Origin of the sequence: Capnocytophaga sp. oral taxon 335 str. F0486 (assembly GCF_000277665.1) — a bacterium.
GTDB lineage: Bacteria > Bacteroidota > Bacteroidia > Flavobacteriales > Flavobacteriaceae > Capnocytophaga > Capnocytophaga ochracea.
In genome coordinates this window covers 1-21,896 of record NZ_AKFR01000012.1, presented here as the reverse complement: position 1 = coordinate 21,896, position 21,896 = coordinate 1, and the positions used below count along the sequence as shown (strand labels likewise).

General features: G+C 37.8%; 18 protein-coding genes and 1 pseudogene. 5 read left to right on the top strand and 14 right to left on the bottom strand.

The features are described 5' to 3' along the window. Positions 1-30: 30 nt before the first annotated feature. Both HMPREF1320_RS01960 and pheS read right to left on the bottom strand, forming a co-directional pair. Positions 31-942 carry an ABC transporter ATP-binding protein gene (locus HMPREF1320_RS01960; protein WP_009417265.1) on the bottom strand — a complete coding sequence of 304 codons (912 nt, stop codon included), beginning with the start codon at positions 940-942 and terminating at the stop codon, positions 31-33. 239 nt (positions 943-1,181) lie between these two features. After that, positions 1,182-2,204, bottom strand: a complete 1,023-nt coding sequence (pheS, locus tag HMPREF1320_RS01955; RefSeq protein ID WP_002673912.1) for a phenylalanine--tRNA ligase subunit alpha — start codon at positions 2,202-2,204, stop codon at positions 1,182-1,184. Positions 2,205-2,992: 788 nt separating this feature from the next. Between pheS and HMPREF1320_RS01945 the strand changes: the two genes are divergently transcribed. Together HMPREF1320_RS01945 and HMPREF1320_RS01940 are read left to right on the top strand one after the other, a co-directional pair. After that, the gene (locus tag HMPREF1320_RS01945; protein WP_009417253.1) at positions 2,993-5,476 is read left to right on the top strand and encodes a zinc-dependent metalloprotease; all 2,484 of its coding nucleotides are present in this window, start codon (positions 2,993-2,995) and stop codon (positions 5,474-5,476) included. 184 nt (positions 5,477-5,660) lie between these two features. Beyond that, positions 5,661-6,863: a Bcr/CflA family multidrug efflux MFS transporter gene (locus tag HMPREF1320_RS01940; protein WP_051018408.1), complete on the top strand. Its 1,203-nt coding sequence runs from the start codon at positions 5,661-5,663 to the stop codon at positions 6,861-6,863. A 55-nt stretch (positions 6,864-6,918) separates the two neighbouring features. Here HMPREF1320_RS01940 and HMPREF1320_RS01935 read toward each other — a convergent pair whose 3' ends face one another. From HMPREF1320_RS01935 to HMPREF1320_RS11780, 6 genes are all read right to left on the bottom strand, one after another. Further along, positions 6,919-7,431 (bottom strand): zeta toxin family protein, encoded by a 513-nt coding sequence (locus HMPREF1320_RS01935; protein ID WP_009417291.1) that lies wholly within the window; start codon positions 7,429-7,431, stop codon positions 6,919-6,921. 13 nt (positions 7,432-7,444) lie between these two features. Beyond that, a complete protein-coding gene (locus HMPREF1320_RS01930) occupies positions 7,445-8,236 on the bottom strand; it encodes a glycoside hydrolase family 16 protein (RefSeq protein WP_009417304.1) in 792 nt (263 codons plus the stop codon). Between the two features lie 5 nt (positions 8,237-8,241). Then, positions 8,242-8,910, bottom strand: coding sequence for a leucyl/phenylalanyl-tRNA--protein transferase (gene aat, locus HMPREF1320_RS01925; RefSeq protein ID WP_009417278.1), 669 nt, complete (start codon positions 8,908-8,910; stop codon positions 8,242-8,244). 3 nt (positions 8,911-8,913) lie between these two features. Further along, entirely contained in the window at positions 8,914-9,435 is a 522-nt protein-coding gene (locus HMPREF1320_RS01920) for a DUF3127 domain-containing protein (RefSeq protein WP_009417263.1), read from the bottom strand. A gap of 127 nt (positions 9,436-9,562) precedes the next feature. Continuing rightward, positions 9,563-11,002 carry a hypothetical protein gene (locus HMPREF1320_RS01915; RefSeq protein ID WP_232207523.1) on the bottom strand — a complete coding sequence of 480 codons (1,440 nt, stop codon included), beginning with the start codon at positions 11,000-11,002 and terminating at the stop codon, positions 9,563-9,565. A 134-nt stretch (positions 11,003-11,136) separates the two neighbouring features. Continuing rightward, positions 11,137-11,346 (bottom strand): hypothetical protein, encoded by a 210-nt coding sequence (locus tag HMPREF1320_RS11780; protein ID WP_083835342.1) that lies wholly within the window; start codon positions 11,344-11,346, stop codon positions 11,137-11,139. 619 nt (positions 11,347-11,965) lie between these two features. Between HMPREF1320_RS11780 and HMPREF1320_RS01910 the strand changes: the two genes are divergently transcribed. After that, on the top strand, positions 11,966-12,661 hold the full coding sequence (locus HMPREF1320_RS01910) for a DUF3784 domain-containing protein (protein WP_009417277.1): 696 nt from the start codon (positions 11,966-11,968) through the stop codon (positions 12,659-12,661). 194 nt (positions 12,662-12,855) lie between these two features. Beyond that, entirely contained in the window at positions 12,856-13,242 is a 387-nt protein-coding gene (locus tag HMPREF1320_RS01905) for a hypothetical protein (RefSeq protein ID WP_009417269.1), read from the top strand. 84 nt (positions 13,243-13,326) lie between these two features. On the opposite strand, the gene HMPREF1320_RS01900 is transcribed toward HMPREF1320_RS01905, so the two are convergent. Continuing rightward, positions 13,327-13,578, bottom strand: a complete 252-nt coding sequence (locus HMPREF1320_RS01900) for a GlsB/YeaQ/YmgE family stress response membrane protein (protein WP_009411577.1) — start codon at positions 13,576-13,578, stop codon at positions 13,327-13,329. 593 nt (positions 13,579-14,171) lie between these two features. Between HMPREF1320_RS01900 and HMPREF1320_RS01895 the strand changes: the two genes are divergently transcribed. Continuing rightward, positions 14,172-14,798, top strand: a complete 627-nt coding sequence (locus tag HMPREF1320_RS01895) for a hypothetical protein (RefSeq protein WP_009417272.1) — start codon at positions 14,172-14,174, stop codon at positions 14,796-14,798. A 55-nt stretch (positions 14,799-14,853) separates the two neighbouring features. Here the strand turns inward: HMPREF1320_RS01895 and HMPREF1320_RS10940 are convergent, their stop codons facing one another. The 5 genes and pseudogenes from HMPREF1320_RS10940 to dtd all read right to left on the bottom strand — a co-directional run bounded on the left by HMPREF1320_RS10940 (position 14,854) and on the right by dtd (position 21,753). Further along, positions 14,854-15,363 (bottom strand): hypothetical protein, encoded by a 510-nt coding sequence (locus HMPREF1320_RS10940; RefSeq protein ID WP_009417247.1) that lies wholly within the window; start codon positions 15,361-15,363, stop codon positions 14,854-14,856. Positions 15,364-15,587: 224 nt separating this feature from the next. Continuing rightward, positions 15,588-15,743, bottom strand: coding sequence for a hypothetical protein (locus HMPREF1320_RS11830; RefSeq protein ID WP_009417276.1), 156 nt, complete (start codon positions 15,741-15,743; stop codon positions 15,588-15,590). 964 nt (positions 15,744-16,707) lie between these two features. Further along, positions 16,708-16,800: pseudogene (locus HMPREF1320_RS11615) on the bottom strand (type II CRISPR-associated endonuclease Cas1); the annotation flags it as partial. Positions 16,801-16,838: 38 nt separating this feature from the next. Next, entirely contained in the window at positions 16,839-21,119 is a 4,281-nt protein-coding gene (gene cas9 / locus HMPREF1320_RS01885; protein ID WP_009417297.1) for a type II CRISPR RNA-guided endonuclease Cas9, read from the bottom strand. A gap of 181 nt (positions 21,120-21,300) precedes the next feature. Further along, a complete protein-coding gene (dtd, locus tag HMPREF1320_RS01880) occupies positions 21,301-21,753 on the bottom strand; it encodes a D-aminoacyl-tRNA deacylase (RefSeq protein WP_009417258.1) in 453 nt (150 codons plus the stop codon). Positions 21,754-21,896 lie beyond the last annotated feature (143 nt).

The window sequence follows — 21,896 nt, the reverse complement described above, 5'->3', positions numbered from 1 at the left end:
AAATATTTTTGAAAAGGACAATACAGCCCCCTACAATATCCTCAACCACACCTTCTCCCCTTTCTCTATGGGGGTATCGTTGTAGAAGTACACTTTCCCTTCTACCGAAGTAGCTTCTATAAGGTATTGTGCTCCTTGAAAATAACAGTATTGTACAGTAGCTTCCCAATCAGAGGTTGCTGTAATGGTAATCTGTTGGGGTTTGAAGAGCTTACCGTTATGCCAACTCACTTCTCCAAACAGAGAAGCAGTGTAATAATCGGTATTTTGGAAATAAACCGAAAGCGTATTGTTAAAAAACAATAGCTTCCCGTCACGCATAATAAGGGTTTTATCGGAATAAGAAAGGGCATCTTTACCGTCGTGAGTAGCCACTATACAGCTAATGTTTTGCTCTTTCAAATAGGTGAAGAGAGTGCGTTGTAGTTCGTTCTTTCTAAAATTATCCACCTGACTAAAAGGTTCGTCAAGCAATAACAATTGAGGTTCTTGTGCCAATGCCATTGCCAATGCCACACGCTGTTTCTCACCACCGCTGAGGTTCAGTGCTTTTAAGGGCGCAAAACGTTCCATTCCGACCAAGGTGAGCAACTCCATTACGCGCTCTTTTTTATAGGTTAAATCGAGGTTAGAGATAAACTTTCCTACATTTTCAGCTACCGTGTGATAAGGGCCTAACCCAAAGTCCTGTGCAAGGTATTTCATCGTTTTAAACCCAGGCACTAACTGCCAAGAAGGCCCCCTTACGCGCTCGTTGTGGAAGTGTATAGTACCTTCTTGCACATCAATAAGACCATAAATAGCTTTTAGCAAGGTACTCTTGCCACAACCACTTTCTCCCATCAGCGAAAGGTGCTCACCTTGCGCCAACTCAAAGGAAATGTCTTGCAGTATAGGGTCTTGCCCTTCATAAGCAAAAAATATATTTTTAAGGTTTAGCATTGTTTATTTATATGTAAATATTCGCGCTTTGCAAATTATGCAATTCGTATATTGCTTCCCACACTTCGGCAAAGTTTTCCTGTGCCCTAAGGACTCACACCTCCCCATTTTCCCATTTCCTCATTTTCCCATTTCCTCATTTTCCCATTTCCTCATTTCCTAATTTCCTAATTTCCTAATTTCCTCATTCCCTAATTAATCTGCCCGTGCGGCTCGCACCTTTTATCTTTTATCCGCACTTAGAGCGCACTTTTAAACTGTTCCAAGAAACGCATATCGTTCTCATAGAACATACGTATATCCCCTATTTGGTACAAAAGCATCGCAATGCGTTCAACTCCCATACCGAAGGCAAAACCACTGTATACCTCACTATCAAAACCACAGTTTTTAAGTACGTTAGGGTCAGTCATACCACAACCCATAATTTCCAGCCAACCAGTACCTTTGGTAATGCGGTAATCCACCTCGTTATTGAGTCCCCAATAGATGTCTACCTCAGCACTTGGCTCGGTAAAAGGGAAGTACGACGGACGCAAACGTATACGCGACTTGCCGAACATCTCCTTAGTAAAGTACAACAAAGTTTGTTTCAGGTCAGCAAACGATACGTTTTTATCTATATATAAGCCTTCTACTTGGTGGAACAAACAGTGTGAACGTGCCGAAATAGCTTCGTTGCGGAATACTCTACCCGGCGAAATCGTCCGTATAGGAGGCTGATGTCCCTCCATATAGCGTATTTGCACCGAGCTGGTATGGGTACGTAAGAGAATATCCGGATTAGTTTGTATAAAAAACGTGTCCTGCATATCACGAGCAGGGTGATATTCAGGAAGGTTCAGGGCAGTAAAGTTATGCCAGTCGTCTTCTATCTCAGGTCCGTCCGACACGTTAAAACCTATATTGGCAAAGATATTCACAATTTCGTTTTTAACTATCGAAATAGGGTGGCGCGCCCCGATAGGCGAAGGAGTCGCAGGACGACTCAAATCGCCGTATATACCTTTGCTTTCACTGTGTTCTTCCAAACGCTCGCGCCATTCTTGTACTTTGGCTTCTACTTTTTGTTTGAGCTCATTCACTACCTGCCCAAAAGTCTTTTTCTCCTCCTTAGGCACCTCTTTAAAAGCAGTAAAAAAGTCGTTGAGCACCCCTTTTTTACCGAGGTACTGAATGCGGAATTGTTCGAGTTCTTCCTTAGTTTTCGCGCTAAAATCTTCTATCTTAGCAATATGCTCTTTTATTTTATCAATAATCATACAGTAATACGATTTCTCTTTTGTTTTTCCCAAGACGCAAAAGTATAAATAATTTTCCATTTAGCAAATTTACCAATCTACTAATTTTTTAATTTGCTAATTCTCACATCTGCCAATTCCCCCTTTGGAGGTAGCCAGCGACAGCTGGGTATGTGTAAAGGGGGAGGGTTCTTTCGCTTTTTCCTCGCTACACTTCTCCTTTTCCGTCATACTCCTCCCTAGCACCTATGGCCTAAGGCCTATCACCTCTTCCTCTTTCTTTCGCCTCGAAACCCCGTTTTTAACATTTTTAGCGCTGTTATATAATACTATTAATCAATTATTTATATACCCTTCCTATACCAATCGTCCAAGATTCATATAAGCTTCCTATAAGCTCCCTATAAGCTAACCCCACCCTTCTAATAGCACTTTCTCACCAAAATTTCTCTCGACCCTCTTCCGTTCTTCTCCGTTATCTTCCGATGTCTCAGATGTGTCACTTTTAGGGGTATACACTTTGCCAAAGTTTGAAATTTTGGCAAAGTTAATCTCCTTTGGTACAAGCTTGTAGCTCGTACCCCATTTCCTCATTCTCTCATTTCCTCATTTCCTAATTCTCTCATTTCCTAATTCTCTCATTTCCCCATTTCCTAATTCTCTCATTTCCTCATTTCCTAATTCTCTCATTTCCTCATTTCCTAATTCTCTCATTTGCTAATTTCCTAATTATTTTCTACTTTTGCACCCCAAAATCAAATACTCTCAGATCAGACGTGTCTAACAACTCTAATCCCTGACACCTAATAATGAAAAAACACTTACTTATACTTTTTCTATCATTTACAACAATGATTTTCGCGCAGAAAATGCCTGCTGTGAAAGATACCATTACTAAAGATACTACTAAAACCAAAACAACTGAAAAACCCGAAAAAACTCCTGAGCAAAAGCGCGCTGAAGAGTACGCTAAACTCATTAAAAAAAAGGGTATTGAGCGCAACGGACTCTTTACTATCCGCAAAATTGAAGAGAAATGGTATTTTGAAGTCCCCGATTCCCTCCTCAATCGCTATTTGCTATGCGTAACACGCCTCAAAGCTGCCCCTCATAACTTCGGGCTCTATGCAGGCGAAAAAGTGAATGAACAAACCGTCTATTTCGAGCAGAAAGGCGAAAAAACACTCCTCTTGCGCTCGTTTTTAAATCTGCAAGAAGCTGGCACCGACGATAATATCTCGGTAGCTCTTGCCAATTCGAGTGCAAATCCTGTGGTGGCATCGTTCACCGTTATTGGGCGCAACCCCAAAACCAAAGCACAGCTCATCGACATCACCGATTTCTTCAAGCAAGACAACAGCGTTACCTCTTTTTCATCGAATGCTAAAACCCAAATGAAAATAGGCGCTATCGCTACCGATCGTTCTTTTGTAGACGATATACGTCCTTATCCTATCAACGTAGAGGTCAATGCTCTCAAAACCTTCAGTGCTTCACCCAGTACCATTCCGTCGGCGAACAAGGTGGGGGCTATTACCTTAGAGCTGAATATCTCTATGGTGCTTTTGCCCAAAACACCTATGCAAAAACGCCTTTTCGACCCTCGCGTAGGCTTTTTCGCTACCCGATACATCAAGTTCAGCGACCAGCAACAACGCACCGAAACTGAATATTATATCCACCGTTTCCGCTTAGAACCTCGCAAAGAAGACGTCAAAAAATATCTCAGCGGTCAGTTAGTACGCCCCAAAAAACAAATCGTGTTCTATATCGACCCTGCTACGCCTAAACAATGGCAAAAATACCTCATTTTGGGTGTAAACGATTGGAATATTGCTTTCGAACAAGCGGGATTCAAAGAGGCTATTGTCGCAAAACCTTGGCCTAACGACCCTTCAATGAGCTTAGAAGATGCCCGCTTCAACGTAATTCGCTACCTCCCTTCCGAAAAAAGTAACGCCTACGGTCCTAACATCGCCGACCCTCGCAGTGGTGAAATTATAGAATGCCACGTGGGTTGGTATCACAACGTGATGAAACTCCTCAATCAGTGGTATATGATTCAAGCAGGCGCTGTCGATAAACGCGCTCGTACTATGGAGTTCAACGAGGAACTAATGGGCGACCTCGTGCGCTTTGTCTCCTCTCACGAAATAGGACACTGCTTAGGTTTGCGCCACAATATGGGCGCCAGCAGTCAAACGCCTGTCGAAAAACTCCGCGATAAAAAATGGGTAGAAGCCAATGGACATACCGCTTCTATTATGGACTATGCGCGTTTTAACTATGTGGCACAGCCTGAAGACAATATCAGTAGCAAAGGACTCTATCCGCGCATAGGCATTTACGACAAATGGGCAATCGAATGGGGATATCGCTATTATGGCAACAAATATAAAGACGAGTATGCTGAACAAGAGGCGCTTGCCGAAATGGTTACCCAAAAACTCAAAGCCAATCCGCGATTGTGGTTCGGAGGGGAAGGCAAAGATGAAGACCCTCGTGCACAAACTGAAGACCTTTCGGACAACGTAATGAAAGCCAATACTTACGGATTAAAAAACCTCCGCTATATTGTGCAACACCTCCCCGAATGGACTAAACAACCTAACGACAAGTACGAGCATCTCGACGAAATGCAAACCGCTGCCTATATGCAGTATTTCCGCTATTTGAAACACGTGCTCAAGCACATTGGCAATAGATATGTGGGCATCATCGGTGAGAAAGAAGTTTATAAAGAAGTGCCCAAAGAAAAAGTAAAAGAAGCTATTAGCTATTTAGATAAAGAACTTTTTGAAGCGCCTTTGTGGTTATATCCTCAGGAAATAGTAGAAAAAACAGGAGCAACCCCCGATAAGAACATCATCAGTATGCAAAACCTTACCCTGAGTGTGCTTTTAGGAGAGCAAACCCTCTACACCCTTTATAACCAATCGCTCACCTCCAAAAATCCTTATCCGCTAAACGAATATCTGCAAGATGTATTCAAAGCGGTATGGAAACCCCTCAACCACCCCGATGCACGCCAAAACACTTATCGCCGTGGTATCGAACGCTTGTACCTCTCTCAAATCGATAGGCTCATCAATGCGCCTGCTGAGGCTAAAAACAGCAAAGCTGCGAGCATACAGCAAGTATCCGATGTGCGACTCTTTGCTTTACAGCATTTAGATATGATTGAGGCTTTTGCCAAACAAGCTCTTGCCAAAGAACCTGCTTCATCTATTAACCATCTACACTACCAAGAAATTGTAAAGGAAATAGAACGTATTAAAGACCCTAAGAAATAGAATCTCCCTTCGGAAGAAAAATTAAACAAATCATTTAAATGCCTGCTGTGCTATGGCTTGTTCAATTTGTTTTTATATTTGTAAGATTTCTAAGACGTAGTCTTATCTTTTATTTTTTCAAAATTTTTTGTTCAATTCTGTAGTGCAAGCTACACTTCTTTTTTCTAATTTCAAGAAACTGATAATGCAACAACAACACGAACCCAAACCTGACCTACTGTTTATCCTCATTATGGGACTCCTATCGATGCTCACCCCGCTGGCTATCGATATGTACCTCCCTGCCTTTGTGAAGATTGCTAACGATTTGAACGTATCCGAAGAGATGATTTCTCAAACCTTAGCGCTCTTTACCCTTGGGTTTGCTTTTGGGCAACTCTTCTGGGGACCTCTTTCCGATAGTTATGGGCGCAAACCTATCATTCTCATTGGGATTATCACCTCAGCATTGGTGTCGTTAGTGATTACGCAAATCCACCATATCCATCACTTTTATATACTGCGCTTTGTACAAGGCTTTTTTGGAGCATCGCCGGCGGTAGTAACGGGCGCGCTCTTACGCGACCTTTTCGCCAAAAATGAGTTCGCCCGCCAAATGTCGATGATTATGATTGTCACGATGATTGCCCCACTTATTGCCCCCGTACTGGGTGGTCACCTCACCGACTGGTTTCATTGGCATATCATCTTCTACGTGCTGATGGTTTTAGGACTCTTGGCGGCGCTCTTAGTGAGTTATAAAATCCCTGAAACGCTTCCTAAGTTCAAGCGTGTTCCTTTGAAAATAGGCAACACCTTGCGCATTTACGGCAAGCTCCTTAGCAACAAAAAGGTATTGGGGTATATTTTCTGCAATTCACTTTCCTATTCAGGAATGTTTTGCTTTATCACCACGGGCTCTATTGTGTATACCAAACTCTTTGGGGTAGCCCCTCAGCACTTTGGGTATTTTTTTCTTCTCAATGTAATTGTAATGATGACGGCAACCTCACTCAATGGCAAATTCGTCACCAAAATAGGCGTAGAAAAATCCTTGCGGTTGGGGCTTACTATCCAACTCATTGCAGGAGCGTGGCTGGTGATATGTGGTATTTTCCATTTGGGATTATGGGCTACCGTAGCAGGCGTTTCAATGTTTGTAGGTTTGGTATCGGTAGTGTCCAGCAGTGCCAATGCCGCCATTTTGGATATGTACCCCGAAGTAGCCGGTACCGCCAATTCACTCACAGGAATGTTGCGTTTTGGTATCGGTTCAGTAGTAGGAGCAGTGCTCTCGCTTTTCGCTATCACCTCCGAGCGCCCAATGGTATTTGCAATGGCAATATGTATAGGAGTAGGCGCCCTCAGCTACTTGCTGTTAGTCGCCCCTCGCACCATTAGCAAATAACTATACCGTTTCTCTGCCTCTCTAAGACTCTCCAAAACAAAAATTTCATAGTTCATCATAGCTCAATATTTACTTTATATTTATCATCAATCAGTATAAAATTAGTATTGTGTTTCTTTGCAAGGGCTAAAAACTGTGCATTATCATCTAAAATACTTTCCATTGTACACCAATCATCATTTAAACGGTTTTCTATGACTTTTGCATATTTCTTTATATCATCAAAGTGGGTTTTAATATAGTTTTCACTCATTACAAGACAATAACATTTAATATCCTCGAGATATTTTTTTGTAAAATCTTTCTCCCAGTCAAAAGGAATATATGCTCCTTCAATGATAAGATTTTGTTTGTTTTCTATGGCTGTTTTAATCATTTCACGAATAATAGGCCACATATAATCTGTAAGTGCTTTATCATTTTCTAAGGTAAGTTTAGTATAACCACTGCGAATTAATCCCATTTTTAAGTGATCTATTGATAGATATGGGTATTTATATTTTTCTAATAGTTTTTGAGCTAAAAAAGTCTTACCTGTATGTGAAGCTCCAGTAATTATAACAATCATTTTTATACCTCGTTTACCTCTGATAAAACCGCACCCAATCAATATACATTCTCACGGGTTTATCAAACGGCTTTACTTCGCCTACCCATTCACCTCCCAGTTGCATATCAATAATCAAATAAAAAGGCAAATCAAACGGGAATTGCTTTTCACTCTCCTTACCAGGCATACGCGAATAAACAAATGAAGGCAGTCCGTTTACGTAAAACCGTATCACATCTCCTTCAAAATCCACTGCGTAAGTGTTGTAGTCATCTGGATTAATAGGGAAAGAAGTAGAGTTTTTAGGTCCTGCTTTCTTTTTATATGTAAACGGCGAATGCACAGTGTGATACACAAAAGGGTCGTAATTTAAGCGTTCTATAAGGTCTATCTCTCCTCCTTCTTCAGGCCATTTAGTATCTTTGGTAACCAACCATATAGCAGGCCACGCTCCTTGCGTACCTTCTAACTTACAACGCACTTCTATCTTCCCTTTTTGGAAAAACTTCTTTTCTTTAGTCCAAACACCCGCAGTAAGGTAAGGCGAAGGATCTTTTTTTAAATCTTTATTAGTCACCCCTAAAAGAATCATCTTACCGTCCTTTATCTCAAACAAACTCGGGTCTTTGCTCATTGTGTTGCAACAGTTGTCTCCCCAACGGTTCATTTTTGTCCACACCCCTGTCGAGAAAATATCATTTCTGTCGAAATTATCTTCCCATACCAATTTCCAAGGTTTCTCGCTAACTTCCTCTTTCTTTGAACAACCCCAGCTCATAAGAGCCAACGTAAATAGTAATAATGTAAAAGGTTTCATATTCATACAGTTTAAGTTATTATTTTTTCATTCTTTATATCTTCTCTCATCTTATCCAAAAGCGCTAAAAACTCTTTGCGAGGTATTTCTTCTGCTCCCAAACGCTCTAAATACTCGCTGTATATTTGGCAATCTACCAATGCTATATCGGGGTGTGCTTGCAGGTAGGTGATAAAGCCGTATTCTGACGCATTATTGCGCTTGCTAAACATACTCTCCCCACAAAAGATTTTGCCCATTTTTAGCCCGTATAAACCTCCTATGAGCACATCTCCTTCCCACACCTCTACCGAGTGCGCTATCCCTCTTTTATGCAAGCCTGTATAGGCTTCTATCAGTTCAGGGTGAATCCACGTGCCGTCTTGGTCTTTACGCGGAACAGTAGCACACTGTCGCATCACCTCAGTAAAACAACGGTTATAAGTAACGCTATAAGGTGCTTCGCGTAGCATCTTACGCATATGCTTGCTGATATGCAATTTCTCCCGAAAGAGTACAAAGCGAGGGTCAGGACACCACCAAACTACCGGCTCTCCTCCGTTATACCACGGGAAAATACCCTCCGAATACGCCTCAATAAGTCGTTCAGGGGTAAGGTTCCCTCCTAAAGCAACAATTCCTTCCTCCGAAGCCGTATCGGGGGAAGGAAAAGATGTTTTATCGTTCGTTAAGTATATCATTCTTTAGAATGGCAAATCGTCTTCCTCAGTAGGGGCAGAAGCTCCCTGTGCGGGGTCTGGTGCACTAAAAGCCTGTTGAGGGGCTTGTGGCGGATACTGAGGGGGCATTTGTTGGTATTGTGGTGGGGCTTGCTGATATTGCGGAGGCGCTTGCTGATACTGTGGTTGTGCATATCCTTGTGGCGGATAAGCTGGTTGCCCCTGTGGTGGATATTGCCCTTGCGGAGGGGGATAGGCTCCTTGTGCCACCTCAGCATTTTCAATACGCCATCCTTGTAAGTTCACAATATATTTAGTTTCACCTTGCGGGTTTACCCATTCACGACCGCGAATATTGAAACTGATGCGTACCAATTGCCCTACCTGAAAGTTGTCGAGAAGTACACATTTTTCTTGCACAAAGTCAAAAGGGATATACTGGGGGTATTGTTCCTCAGTAGAAATCACCACATCACGGCGTTGAAAGCCGTTTTGTCCTACGGTTTGTGTAGGGCTAATCTTTATAATTCGTCCTTGAATTTCCATATTGGTATTCCTTTTTATTGCTTATTCTGATAATATTTACAAGGGCAAAGATACTATTTTTTTAGTTATCGGCAATACTTATACCCTAAAATATTACAAAACATTTTACTTTTTGCCCAAAAACATTCTATTTACAAGTCTTTGTATAATCATCTACCAACTGTATCATTCCTTCTTTCGTTTTGGTGTTGTATTTAGTAACATCTAATGAAGGACAGTTGATATATTTAGCCAATATTTTTTGTATTTTATCCGCACTCTTCGAACCAAAAGTTGCTTTATCTCCCAAATATACCGCTTTGTCAGCTCCCTTAATCTTTAAATAGTAATCCTCAGGATATCTGCTGTGTGCCAACACGTAATTGCCGTTGTTATCATACAGAATTTCAAAGAACTGAGCAGCCCCCGAAAGTACATTTAACTGTGAACCTCCGTGAGCAAAAAAGCCGTCTTCTGCACTTTTTGAACCTATAAAACAACGCTCATCTATGCAAAATTTCACACCGTCCTTCGCTTTAAAATAAGCGTCTTTCTCACCTTCCTTTTTGAATTTCATCGTTGCCCCATATGAAGTAAGATCTGATACATTCTGCTCTTTGTTAAGTATCGCTCCTACCGACTGGAATTCAATCGTAATAAGCCCCTCTTTCTTATCCCCTTTAGCATCTATCACATAACCCGGAGCATCGTAAATATTTACCGTTTGCTTTTTCGCTTCCTCCAACATTTCTTTATTTTGCTGGTCGATAGCATTCTTTCTACCTTCTAAATATTGACTAAAAGCCTCAGTCATATCGCCAAACGGATAGCCATTGGCATAAAGCCTATTCACAATTCTTTTATCAGCCACCCCTATTTTGGTAAGAGGAACAAATACCGGAAACTCTTTTTGGTCGTAGGTTTTTATAACGAAATAATCTTCGTTTTTATACGAATGATGATGCGCAGTAGCCACTACGTGACCTTTGATATCTGTTACCGTAAAATCAGTGATAACAATACCCCCATCTCCGTTTTGCACTTTGCGCGCAATAATGCCTATTTGCTTGCCGTTTTTAAGAATCGCATCTCCCTGTACCGAAATTTTATCAGCCATAGCCAAGTTATCTTCCGTTTGAATAGTATTCCGCTCTTGTTCAAACACAGCGTCCCATTTCTCTGAGAACGGACGATGAGTACTCTCAAAAAAAGCCGTTACCACCGCAGGGTCAATACCTTTTTCTGTGAGCATTCCAGTCCCCGATTTAAACACACAGTCAAGCAGGTACTTCTCACCCGAAAAAGTAAATTTCAATTTATCCGGAATTGCCACTTCCCGAATTACCCCATTAGCATTAGAAAACTCTATCCAACGGTGAGGAGCTAAATTACCTTGTGCCGTTTCAGCCGTAAGAACCACCCTGTACAACAAATGATTCGAAAGGTCACTAAATTGATATTTACCGTCCTTTTTCTCAATCTTAGCAACGGGAGTACCATTTGATAGAAGTTCACCCTTCTTTACTTTAAAATCTTGCGCACAAACATTCATTACCGAAAGTACGCCTATTAAAAATAAACATTTCATTTTATTCATCTTGAAAAAACAATTAAATTACAACCGCAAAAATAATGAATTTTGTAATATATACAAGATATATAAAAGAAAACTTTATCATTCCCCCCTTCACCCTTCTGTTTTCTCTCACTACATTCCCTCTTTCACGTCACTCGCCCCCTCGTCATTCGCCGTTCGTCTCTCGTCATTTTTTCCCTTTTCCGTCTCCACACTCCCCCTTTGAAGGTAGCCAGCGACAGCTGGGTATGTACCTCACAAGAGCAGAGTATGTGAGTAGGGGGAGGTTTGTCTCCTTTTCCAGCTTGTCCCCCTTCGGGGGTTCGGGGGCTTACCGAATAAATAACTCGCCACATTCCCCCTCTCCGAGGGAAGTCCACGAGAGATTTTCATCACATTTTCTTCGTCATTCGTCTCTCGTCATTCGTCATTTCATTATTTTTTCCGTCACACTCCCCCTATTGCCTATAGCCTAAGGCCTAGCACCTCTTCCTCTTTCTTTCGCCTCGAAACCCCGTTTTTACCATTTTTAACCCTATTGTATCATATTATCAATCAACCTCTTATATACCCTTTCTATACCAATTGTCCAAGATTCGTATAAGCTTCCTATAAGCTCTCTATAAGCTACCCCCACCCTCCTCATAGCATTTTTTCATCAAAAAACCTCCCAGTCTTTTTATGATTTCTTCCGTTTCCTTCCGAAAGCTCAGATGTGTCACTTTTAGGGGGATACACTTTGCCAAAGTTTGAAACTTTGGCAAAGTTAATCTTCTCTGGTGCAAGCTTGTAACTCGCACCCCATTTGCTAATCTCTTAATTCCCTAATTTTCTCATTCTCTAATTTCCTCATTCTCTCATTCCCTCATTTTCTAATTATTTATTGTAACTTTGCCAAAAGTTTAAACGGATTTGTTATGTTTATCTTTGTCTTGTATCATTTCTCGTATTATTAACGTATAAAACTAAACTTTTATGGATACCTTAAATTGTATTTTAGGACTGTTTTATATATTATTGGGATTCCTAATCTCAAAATTTCCTAACTTATTATCAGGCTATAACACATTGTCTGATGAAGAGAAAGAATCTTTAAAAAACACAAATTATACGCTGTATCTGCGTAATGTTTTTATTATTTGTGGATTAGCTTCTATTTTTTTTACTTTTTTGTCTCGTTCCGTTGTCTGGGATATTTGTATTTCCATATTACCAGGCTTGCTTATTCCCATTTTATCCGTACTACGATTTAATCCTATAAAAAAACAATCTTCTTCTAAAAAAACTATTTACATTGTTCTTTTCTTAATCGGGGCTGTGTGTATTTTTCTTTATTATGCAATGAGAGAAAGTGATATTGAGATTAGCAAAGAAAGAATTGAGAATTCAGGTCTTTATCATTTTAATATTAAAATCAAAGATATTGATTCAATAACTCTTGTTAACGAATTACCTAAATTTGTTCTGCGAACTAACGGCTTTGATGTAGGCATCATCAAAAAGGGATTTTTTAAAACCGAAAAAGGTGATGTATATAAACTTTCTTTACGTGTTAATACAAAACCTTACATTAAGATTTATCACTCTAAAAATCAAATACTTCTTTTGAATTATGGCGATTCTATACAAACTTTACAATTATTCAATAATATCAAAACACATATGAAATGAACCCAAATTTTATAATTTCGCCTAAAACATTAACTCTTATTACAGACATTCAGTTGTACAGCCACATAGTCGCGAATCCCTTTCAAATTTTGTAGTTTTTCCATTGATAACAACTATTAAAAATTGCATAAAGCATTAAAATGGTATAATTATTGCAATAAACTTTAATATTAATTTTTTAAATTGAATCAAGTATGAAAAAAATTATTGCTTTAGTATCAGTGATTTGTTTATCACTAGTAGCTTTTTCTTCTATATCTTGTAGCAAGAATGATGACCCAGCAGACAATGACCTTTTTGTAGGAACCTATAAAGGTGAAATTTCTTTCCTAAAAGGAGAAGAAAAAAAATCTGTTGAAAATGGTTCAGTAACAGTTGTGAAAACAGGGAATGATTATTATTTCCGTTTTTCAGATGGTATTGAAGACCTAAAAGGTGTTAGTTTCAAAAAACAAGGAGATAACACTTTAGTAAATGTAGATTTGCAAGATGGTTTAAAAGTAATTAGAATAAACGCATCTTCACTGTACATTCTGTATACTACAGATGGAAAGACCTGGATTGCTAACGCAAAAAGGTAATTCTGAAAAAGAAGTACTAAAAAAACCCCGAAAATATATATTTTCGGGGTTTTTTCATTTTTAATATGTGCTCTTCCTTCCTTATTACTTCTTTTTAAATATCAAATTTATCAAGAATAAAATAACAATAGCTCCAATAGCTCCTGTCAAGATAGCACCAATCCATCCTCCTCCAAGTGAGACGTGAAACACATCTCCTAAAAGCCAATATCCCACGATACTTCCAAGAATACCAATAATGATATTGCCTATAAGACCTAGTCCACTACCTTTATAGATAGTTCCTCCTAACCATCCAGCGATGGCTCCAATAATAAGTGTTGCGATAATACCCATAATTTTTAATATTAATTAGGGTACAAAGGTAAGAATTATCATCTAAAAAAACAAATAAAAATCATAACATTGTATTGTGTATTACTTTCAAATTTTGTAGTTTTGCGATTGATAACAACCACCATCAAAGGCGTGGAATGGAATAGCGTGTTGTGAATTGCTTTCAAATTTTGTAGTTTTGCGATTGATAACAACACGATTAAAATTTACAGAACAATGAAAAAAGTTGTGAATTGCTTTCAAATTTTGTAATTTTGTGATTGATAACAACTCACCTACGGCTTCCGCGTTATCGACAATTGTTGTGAATTGCTTTCAAATTTTGTGATTTTGTGATTGATAACAACGTATTGCAAGAGCATTTATAGCGAGAAAGTGTTGTGAATTGCTTTCAAATTTTGTAGTTTTGCGATTGATAACAACGCGAATACTGTCATTCTCTAAGTCCAAAATACGAAGATTTTAAAATTAATCTTCACGAAGTACGCTTTCTGTACAACGTCATAGAAGTACGCCAAAAAGGACGTAGCAAACGCTCTAACCGTGCCAAAGATTTTTTATAAATGAGTATTAATTTAAAACATAATATACCAATGAAAAAATTTATTCTAACACCCGTGATTGCCACACTACTTATTTCCTGTGGCTACAACCGTCAAGAGCAAATGTTATATGATTATGTAAACGACGGTACGCAAAAAGTTATAAACGCAGAGGCTAAAAATCTTGGTTTCAAAGTTAAAGAAATGAAGAAAATTAAAGAGATTACTTCTAATGATAGTCTTTCAATTTTAGAAAATAGATTATCTAATGTAAAAAAAGAGCTACTTCCAGAAATAAAAGAGAGTTTAGTTACCGCTCGTCACTTAAAAGAGACCACAGAAAATAATCTAAAAGAAGCAATGAAATTCTCTACTCAGGAAGCAAAAGATTTCGTGGTGCAATTACAAGCTACATTAGAAGATACTGACAAAAAAATTGAAGAATATCAAAAATTAGAAAAGGCATATGATAGTGATTTTGCAGGAACTGAATATGAAGAAGCATACAAAAGAGTTCAGGAGTACAAAACACTTAACAATGCTAAACTCTCAGAGGTGTATAAAGCCTCATACACTATTAAGAATCCTATACTTGGCAATATAGAGCAAACAGTAACAAAAATCTATTACACCAATAGAGAAGGTACTAAATTCATCAGTGCAAAAGATGAAGAGTAAACAAAAAAGAGCCTCGCACTTACACGGGGCTCTTTTTTTTAACAACTAAAAATAATTACTTATGAAAACACTTCCACATTCTCCAACCTATTACACCCGCCAGCAGTACCATCAATAGCCATACCCACCAGCTAACAATTCCTTTCACATCTTTTGTTTTATAAGAAAAAACCGTCGTGCTTTCTGTATTACGTAATTCATTATTAGTTGTGCTTATAGTATTTGTAAGGGTAGTATTCGCCACTATTTGGCTATTGGATAGGCTACTTTTATTCGTAATCTTCACCTTTCCACCTCTTACCCTTATAGTTTCATTATTGCCTTCACGAATTCGAGTATATGTAAGCTCCTTGCTGTTTCCTATACTATCCTTATCGCTCTCTACTGTTACCTCATACTCTTGCGAGGCGTGTGTATCGAGTTGCAAGGTTTGTTCGTTTTGCTGAAAAAGAGCTGTACTATCCTTGTACTTTATAATACGCTCTTTTTTGACTTGCTTTTGCTCGGTAGTAGTTGCCTTACGAGCCCTGCACCTCAATAGACCAAGGTTGTGAATTGCTTTCAAATTTTGTAGTTTTGCGATTGATAACAACTCTTTATCGAAGTTGAATAGGCGAGAGTAGGTTGTGAATTGCTTTCAAATTTTGTAGTTTTGCGATTGATAACAACAATAGATGGTAGAGTGCGAAAGGGTACGCTGTTGTGAATTGCTTTCAAATTTTGTAGTTTTGCGATTGATAACAACACATTAATCCTACTTCAAGCGGAGTTAATGGTTGTGAATTGCTTTCAATTTTTGTAGTTTTGCGATTGATAACAACGTTGCATTTCTCTACCATTCTTAGCATCAGGTTGTGAATTGCTTTCAAATTTTGTAGTTTTGCGATTGATAACAACAGCAGCTGCACGGCGTTCTGTCACATCTTGGTTGTGAATTGCTTTCAAATTTTGTAGTTTTGCGATTGATAACAACCTATTCTATAACCTAATGGCAGAGCAAAGTGTTGTGAATTGCTTTCAAATTTTGTAGTTTTGCGATTGATAACAACCCAACGCTGACAGAGGAAGAGTACGAGCGTGTTGTGAATTGCTTTCAAATTTTGTAGTTTTGCGATTGATAACAACACTGAAAGACTTCTTTGTCAAGAACCCCCTGTTGTGAATTGCTTTCAAATTTTGTAGTTTTGCGATTGATAACAACAAAGTGCCTTTTATAAAAATTGTAAATCTAGTTGTGAATTGCTTTCAAATTCTGTAGTTTTGCGATTGATAACAACTCACTTGGCAAATCCCGAATAACATTCAACGTTGTGAATTGCTTTCAAATTTTGTAGTTTTGCGATTAATAACAACTTATCTTAGACGAAAATGGAAAAATCATTAGTTGTGAATTGCTTTCAAATTTTATAGTTTTGTGATTGATAACAACGTGGCAAAGTAGAGTTAGGCAAGTCGTACCGTTGTGAATTGCTTTCAAATTTTGTAGTTTTGTGATTGATAATAACTCCGTCGTCCGTCGGCTAAAGAATTGGAACATTTAGAGTTGTGAATTGCTTTCAAATTTTGTAGTTTTGTGATTGATAACAACTGGTAGCCCCCGAAGCAGAGATGAAAGTTTGTTGTGAATTGCTTTCAAATTTTGTAGTTTTGTGATTGATAACAACTTATCCTTGATATGAACATTCTGGTCTGCTGTTGTGAATTGCTTTCAAATTTTGTAGTTTTGTGATTGATAACAACATAGCTGCATTAAGAGTTGATGCGCCCTGCGTTGTGAATTGCTTTCAAATTTTGTAGTTTTGTGATTGATAACAACCAATGAGTGATGATATAGTAACGGCTGCTAGTTGTGAATTGCTTTCAAATTTTGTAGTTTTGTGATTGATAACAACGCGTGGGCATATTTTGGAACAGTTTGGGTAGTGGGGTCGGTTATTTTGAGTTGTTTATCTTTCAACTTCAAATGGGCAGGATTGCCGATGTAAATAGAACGGTATAACATAGTTTAAAGGGTGTTTTATTGGTTTTTAAAAAGGGTTTTTAATATTCACCTATGCTTACAATATCGCCTAAGTGATTAATACGGACTTTTACAATATCTTTTAATCCTGACAAACCTTCTCTTTTCCAAGTAGTATTTTTTAAAACATTATCTGTATCTACATTAGTTTCTAAATGATGCCTAAAAAAATAATCTTTAGTAGCTATTTTTTGTACTCTAAACAAGTTAGGACTTATCTGTTTTTTGTTCTTAGGATCTAACAAATCTATTTCGGCAGGATTGAATCCTGTTGCTTCGTTAGGAAATACAAACATTTCATTCTGTTTCATCGTAAACAGAAATTGCCAACCTTCTGCTTGTTTATAGGTTTTATCAACAATAGGAAGTCCTTGCTGAGCTCCTACCACAGCTTCAAAGAAAGAGACAATTTGTTCCTGCAAATTACCTTCTTTATCCCTATAAATAGCCACGTGGTGGTTATTGCCTGTACTTACATAATCTACAGGAATTTCTTTCCCTTCTTTATTTAAAGTAGTTTTTCCTAAATGGTCTTTCCCTATGTGCAAAGGTTGAGCGTTGTTCACGCCACTTATAGTAACGCGTTTGATCGCAATTCCTTTTTCTTTATTGAGCCAAATAGGGTTCTTTTCTAAGTCTACAAAGGCTTTCTTAGGATCATTATCGTAGTCTTGGAGTCGCTTGATAAGAATGCGTTTTACTCCTTGGTCAATTACTTTTTCAATAGATTTCAAATCTTTGAAATTGTCAGGAGAAATATCTTTCCGAATAGAAAAATCTTCTTCCAAGTAGGTGAGATTTACTTTTTCTGTCAAAGTTTTAGTTTTTGCTTCATCTAAATAAATAGGGTTTTTAGATAGTGCGTTCTTCCCTGCAAAGGCTTTTTTAGGGTCGTTGTCATTAGCTTGCAATCTTTTTAGCAATGCTTCGCGATAAACAGGATTAGAGACTTTTGCGATAGTTTCTTTATCAAATTTTACACCTATTTTTTCTTCTTTATTGACATAATATTGGTATTTACCATATACAGTTTCTTTGTGTAGCTGACCTCGTGGCGTGAGTGTAATTTGTTGTTTATCAGTGCCAGCAGGTTTATTTGTGTTTTTGGTAACTACTTTATTTTTTGCTTTGTGCGAAATGAATATTTCTTCGAGGTGTTTTTTGGCTACTTGTCTAAAGTTAGGTATAGGTTCTATAAAAACTCTCTTATTCTTACCATTATTAGTTGGGACTTTAATTGTTTCTTTTTCCTCGATAGCTAAAATAACCGAATAATTTTTGTTGTTTTTGTCTTTTCGAGCGTTGAGATGATTGAGGTACTGTATGTAAGAAGGTTTGGTGAAAGCTACCGTAAGGGCATCCATTGCGTGGTGACGGTGGTCGTTACGCTTTGTCCAGTTCTTAATTACAGTTACTTTGTTACCTTCTTTGCGTTCCTCTACTTCGGTAAGTCCTAACGACTGATATTTAGGCATATTTAGCTCTTTCATCACATCTACCAAGCCCCAGTCTTCGCGCAATCTATCGGTGATACTTCCTGAGGTAGACAGCACATTTTTAGTTACTTGGAAAAGTATTTCTTTAGCTTTTTTGGCTATGTACTGAGTATCTCTCAGGTCTCTATTGATAAATCCATCGCCTATTTCAGAGGCTTTTTTGAGTAAATTCTTATATTTAGCAGGAGAAATGTTTTTTGTTTTATAGGCATTTTCTACTCTGTTGAGATATTGATTGAGTTCTTCTTCATTATTTAAGGAAGTGATATAATCAAAAGCAGTAGATTCTCCTTTTTTGATATTAAATTCTCTGAAAGCTAATGTTTTGTTAGAAAAACTATCATCGAACACTCGTGCCTTAGAAACGATATGTTCTATATCAATATTCTTACTGAATAATAGTTCTTTAGGAATATAGGTATTGGTATATAGATCATTATAACCATTATGGGCTAATTCTTGATATAATCGATAACGAGTAATATCAGATTTAGTAGGATTCTTGATGCCAAATTCTTTCTGAAGTATTCCGCTAATCTTTTGATGTTCTAATTTAGCTTTATTGATATTTTGGGTCATTTCATACCTCTCTTGCGCATTTTTCTTCAACTCACGAGCTAATTCAATGCGAATTTCATCGAAATGGAAGTATTTTGTAATTTTCCCTTCGGCATCTCGTTCACTGTTTTTCTCAATCAAAGCGTTCACTACATTGATCATCTGATTGAGAATCTTCTCAACCACAGGATTTCTCAAAGCGTTCTTTTTAAGTAGTGGAATGATATTTTTCAGTTCACGAGCCTCTAATTCTTCTGTGGTTAAAGATAGTTTAGAGTGCTTATAGCCTGCCTTTTCACAAGCTGTGCTATATTGATTTTCTTTTATATAAGGATATATCTTGCGGATAGCTTTAGTTGATAGGCTACCGTAATCATCTTGCAAGGTTACATTAGCGAGTATTGTAGCATGTTCCCTCTTAAAAGCGTATTTCTTTTCTAAGATTCGGTAAAGGGTTTCATTTCCAGAAGTAGAATCATCACTTTCATAGGAATAAAGCAAATGCCACAACTGATAGGAATCCTGCTCTTCAAACTCTTTTACAGGCAAAAGAGGGTCAAAATAAAGAATTTTAGTACATATTCCTAATGTTTGGAAGATAGCCTTTACTCTTTCTCTGATTTCGGAAGCTGAAAGAGGAGATTCTTCTAAAGCCCAATCGTCTTTTGTTGATTTTATTTGTAAAATATCTTTCACATCGTGAGCTTCCATTTCGACAATCTTCAAATAGGCTTCATAGAGTGCTTTTTGAGTGCGATTTCCTTCTAATTGATTGTAGTTGATTTCCCATTCTTGAGGAGAATAACCTAATAATTTCAGTACTTTATCCGATTTTAGGTCTCCTTTTAAGTTAAGTTCCTCAAAAAGAAGTTGTTTGCATTCCATATCCAAACTAAAAATCGTTTGAGAGGGTTCATTGAATAGATCTAATTCAGTAGATTTAGCAGATGATTTCTTTTTTCTAATTCCTTTTCTCTTGCAGGTAACGTTATTGAGTATTTGCCAAATCTTAAATTCTTGAAATAAAGGAGAGGATTTAGGAACAACACGAGCTCCTATGCTTTTAGTTATAGTTTTTCCGTCTTTCTCTATCTCAATTTCTTTGCTCTCAAACTCACAAAATGATATCAATCCTTTTTGAGATTTAAGTTTACGTTGATAGAAAATTACCACATCACGGATTTGCTTTTTAAGTTCCTCAGTCAATTCTTTGTGAAATGAAGCTTGAGTTTCCCAAATGCGTTCAAACTCATCTAAGTAATCCTGACGGTAAAACACTTTATTTTTAAGGCTATTATGTTTATTTTCCTGAAGCTGTGCATACAAGTATTGCCCTACTGTTTGACGATTGAAATAGAGTTCTTTACTTCTATCGGAAATAGCGCCTAAATAGCCACTTGCATTGTTCAAATTGTTATTGATTTCGGTTAAGACATAAGCTACTTCTTCTTTTGAAAGTTGTTTAGATATAGCCTCCGCACGCCACTGATAGGCTTGCAAACGAACAGATTCTCTAGAACCTTTGTTCTCTGCTGTGTCAAAATGATATCTTTTAGAAAAAGCTTTTGAAGTAGCATCCTTACCTTTCCCTTGTAATTCTTTGTAAAAACTATCTGTTAGGATATCAGGGTAAAACTGTTTTTGAAAATTCCAAACGAGGTCAAATTCTTTTTGTAAATCTGAACGATAAAAATCTGGGAGAAGTTTTTTATTTTGTTGAAGTAATTGTAGCGATAACTGTCCTGGAGTTAGGTTTTCATCATAGAGGCGCTTTGCTATAGCCATTCCATCTATTGCTTGTCCTTCGTCTTCAGTTTTTGCTTTTCTACTGCTTTTATAGCCTCGTTTTTTATTAATAGCCAGTAGTACCCTAGCGAACTCTTCTTTCTCAATACGTTCGGTAACAGCTTTAGCTCTCAATTGCCAAGTAGAATGTGTGGTATTTTTGCCATTTTCAGCTAAAATAGAGGAGGAAGTAATTAGGTTCGCTTTCTGCAATAAATCTATGAGAAATTTCCGCCTTTGTTGATAACGATCAAGATTTAACCTTGCTCCGTGTTTAAGGGTCCTATTGGCATTAGTGCTAATTGATTTTCCCTTTTCAAAGTCGGATTGTTCATCTGTGGTTAAAGAAACAATACGCACTCCTAATTCCTTAATCTCTGATTTTTCTTTGTTTTCATCTTCTACGATATGGGTAAAACCTATTGAAGTGGTACCCAAATCTAATCCTAATATATTTTTCATTGTTTTATATTTTGGTGAGGCAAAGATAACGAAAAAAAGTTAAAAGTAAAAAATAAATTAAGAAATATTTGCACATTAAAAATATTATACCTACTTTTGTCGCAGAATTTGAAAGCAATTCACAATAAGGATGATTCCGTTGTGAAAACATCTAGCGCCTCGACTATCTTCGGGGCTTTTTTTATTCCTTATTTTTTGTATCTATAAGAATAGTTACAGGACCGTCATTACACAAGGCTACTTGCATCATCGCCCCAAACTGTCCTGTGGGCACTCGTTTTCCTAACAAACTTTCCACTTGCTTTATAAACGTCTCATAGATAGGAATTGCAACTTCTGGACGTGCTGCTTTTATATAGCTGGGGCGATTACCTTTTTTAGTAGAGGCATGCAAGGTGAATTGCGACACGATAAGTACCTCGCCATCTACATCTTTCACCGAGAGGTTCATTACTCCATTATCATCGTCAAAAACGCGTAGATTCACTATCTTTGCCGATAGCCAAGCAATATCCTCATCGGTATCACTATCTTCTATCCCTACCAATACTAATAAGCCTTTATTGATAGAGGCTACCGTTTGCTTCTCTATATCCACTGAAGCGTGGGTTACTTTTTGAACAACTACTCTCATATTGAATTTAGCTATTATTAATTTGATAATATATCAATTAAAAAAAGAGCAACTCTTTATCAGAATTGCTCTTCTTATAAGAAGGCGGCGACATACTCTCCCACGTGACCGTAGTACCATCTGCGCTAAAAGGTTTAACTGCT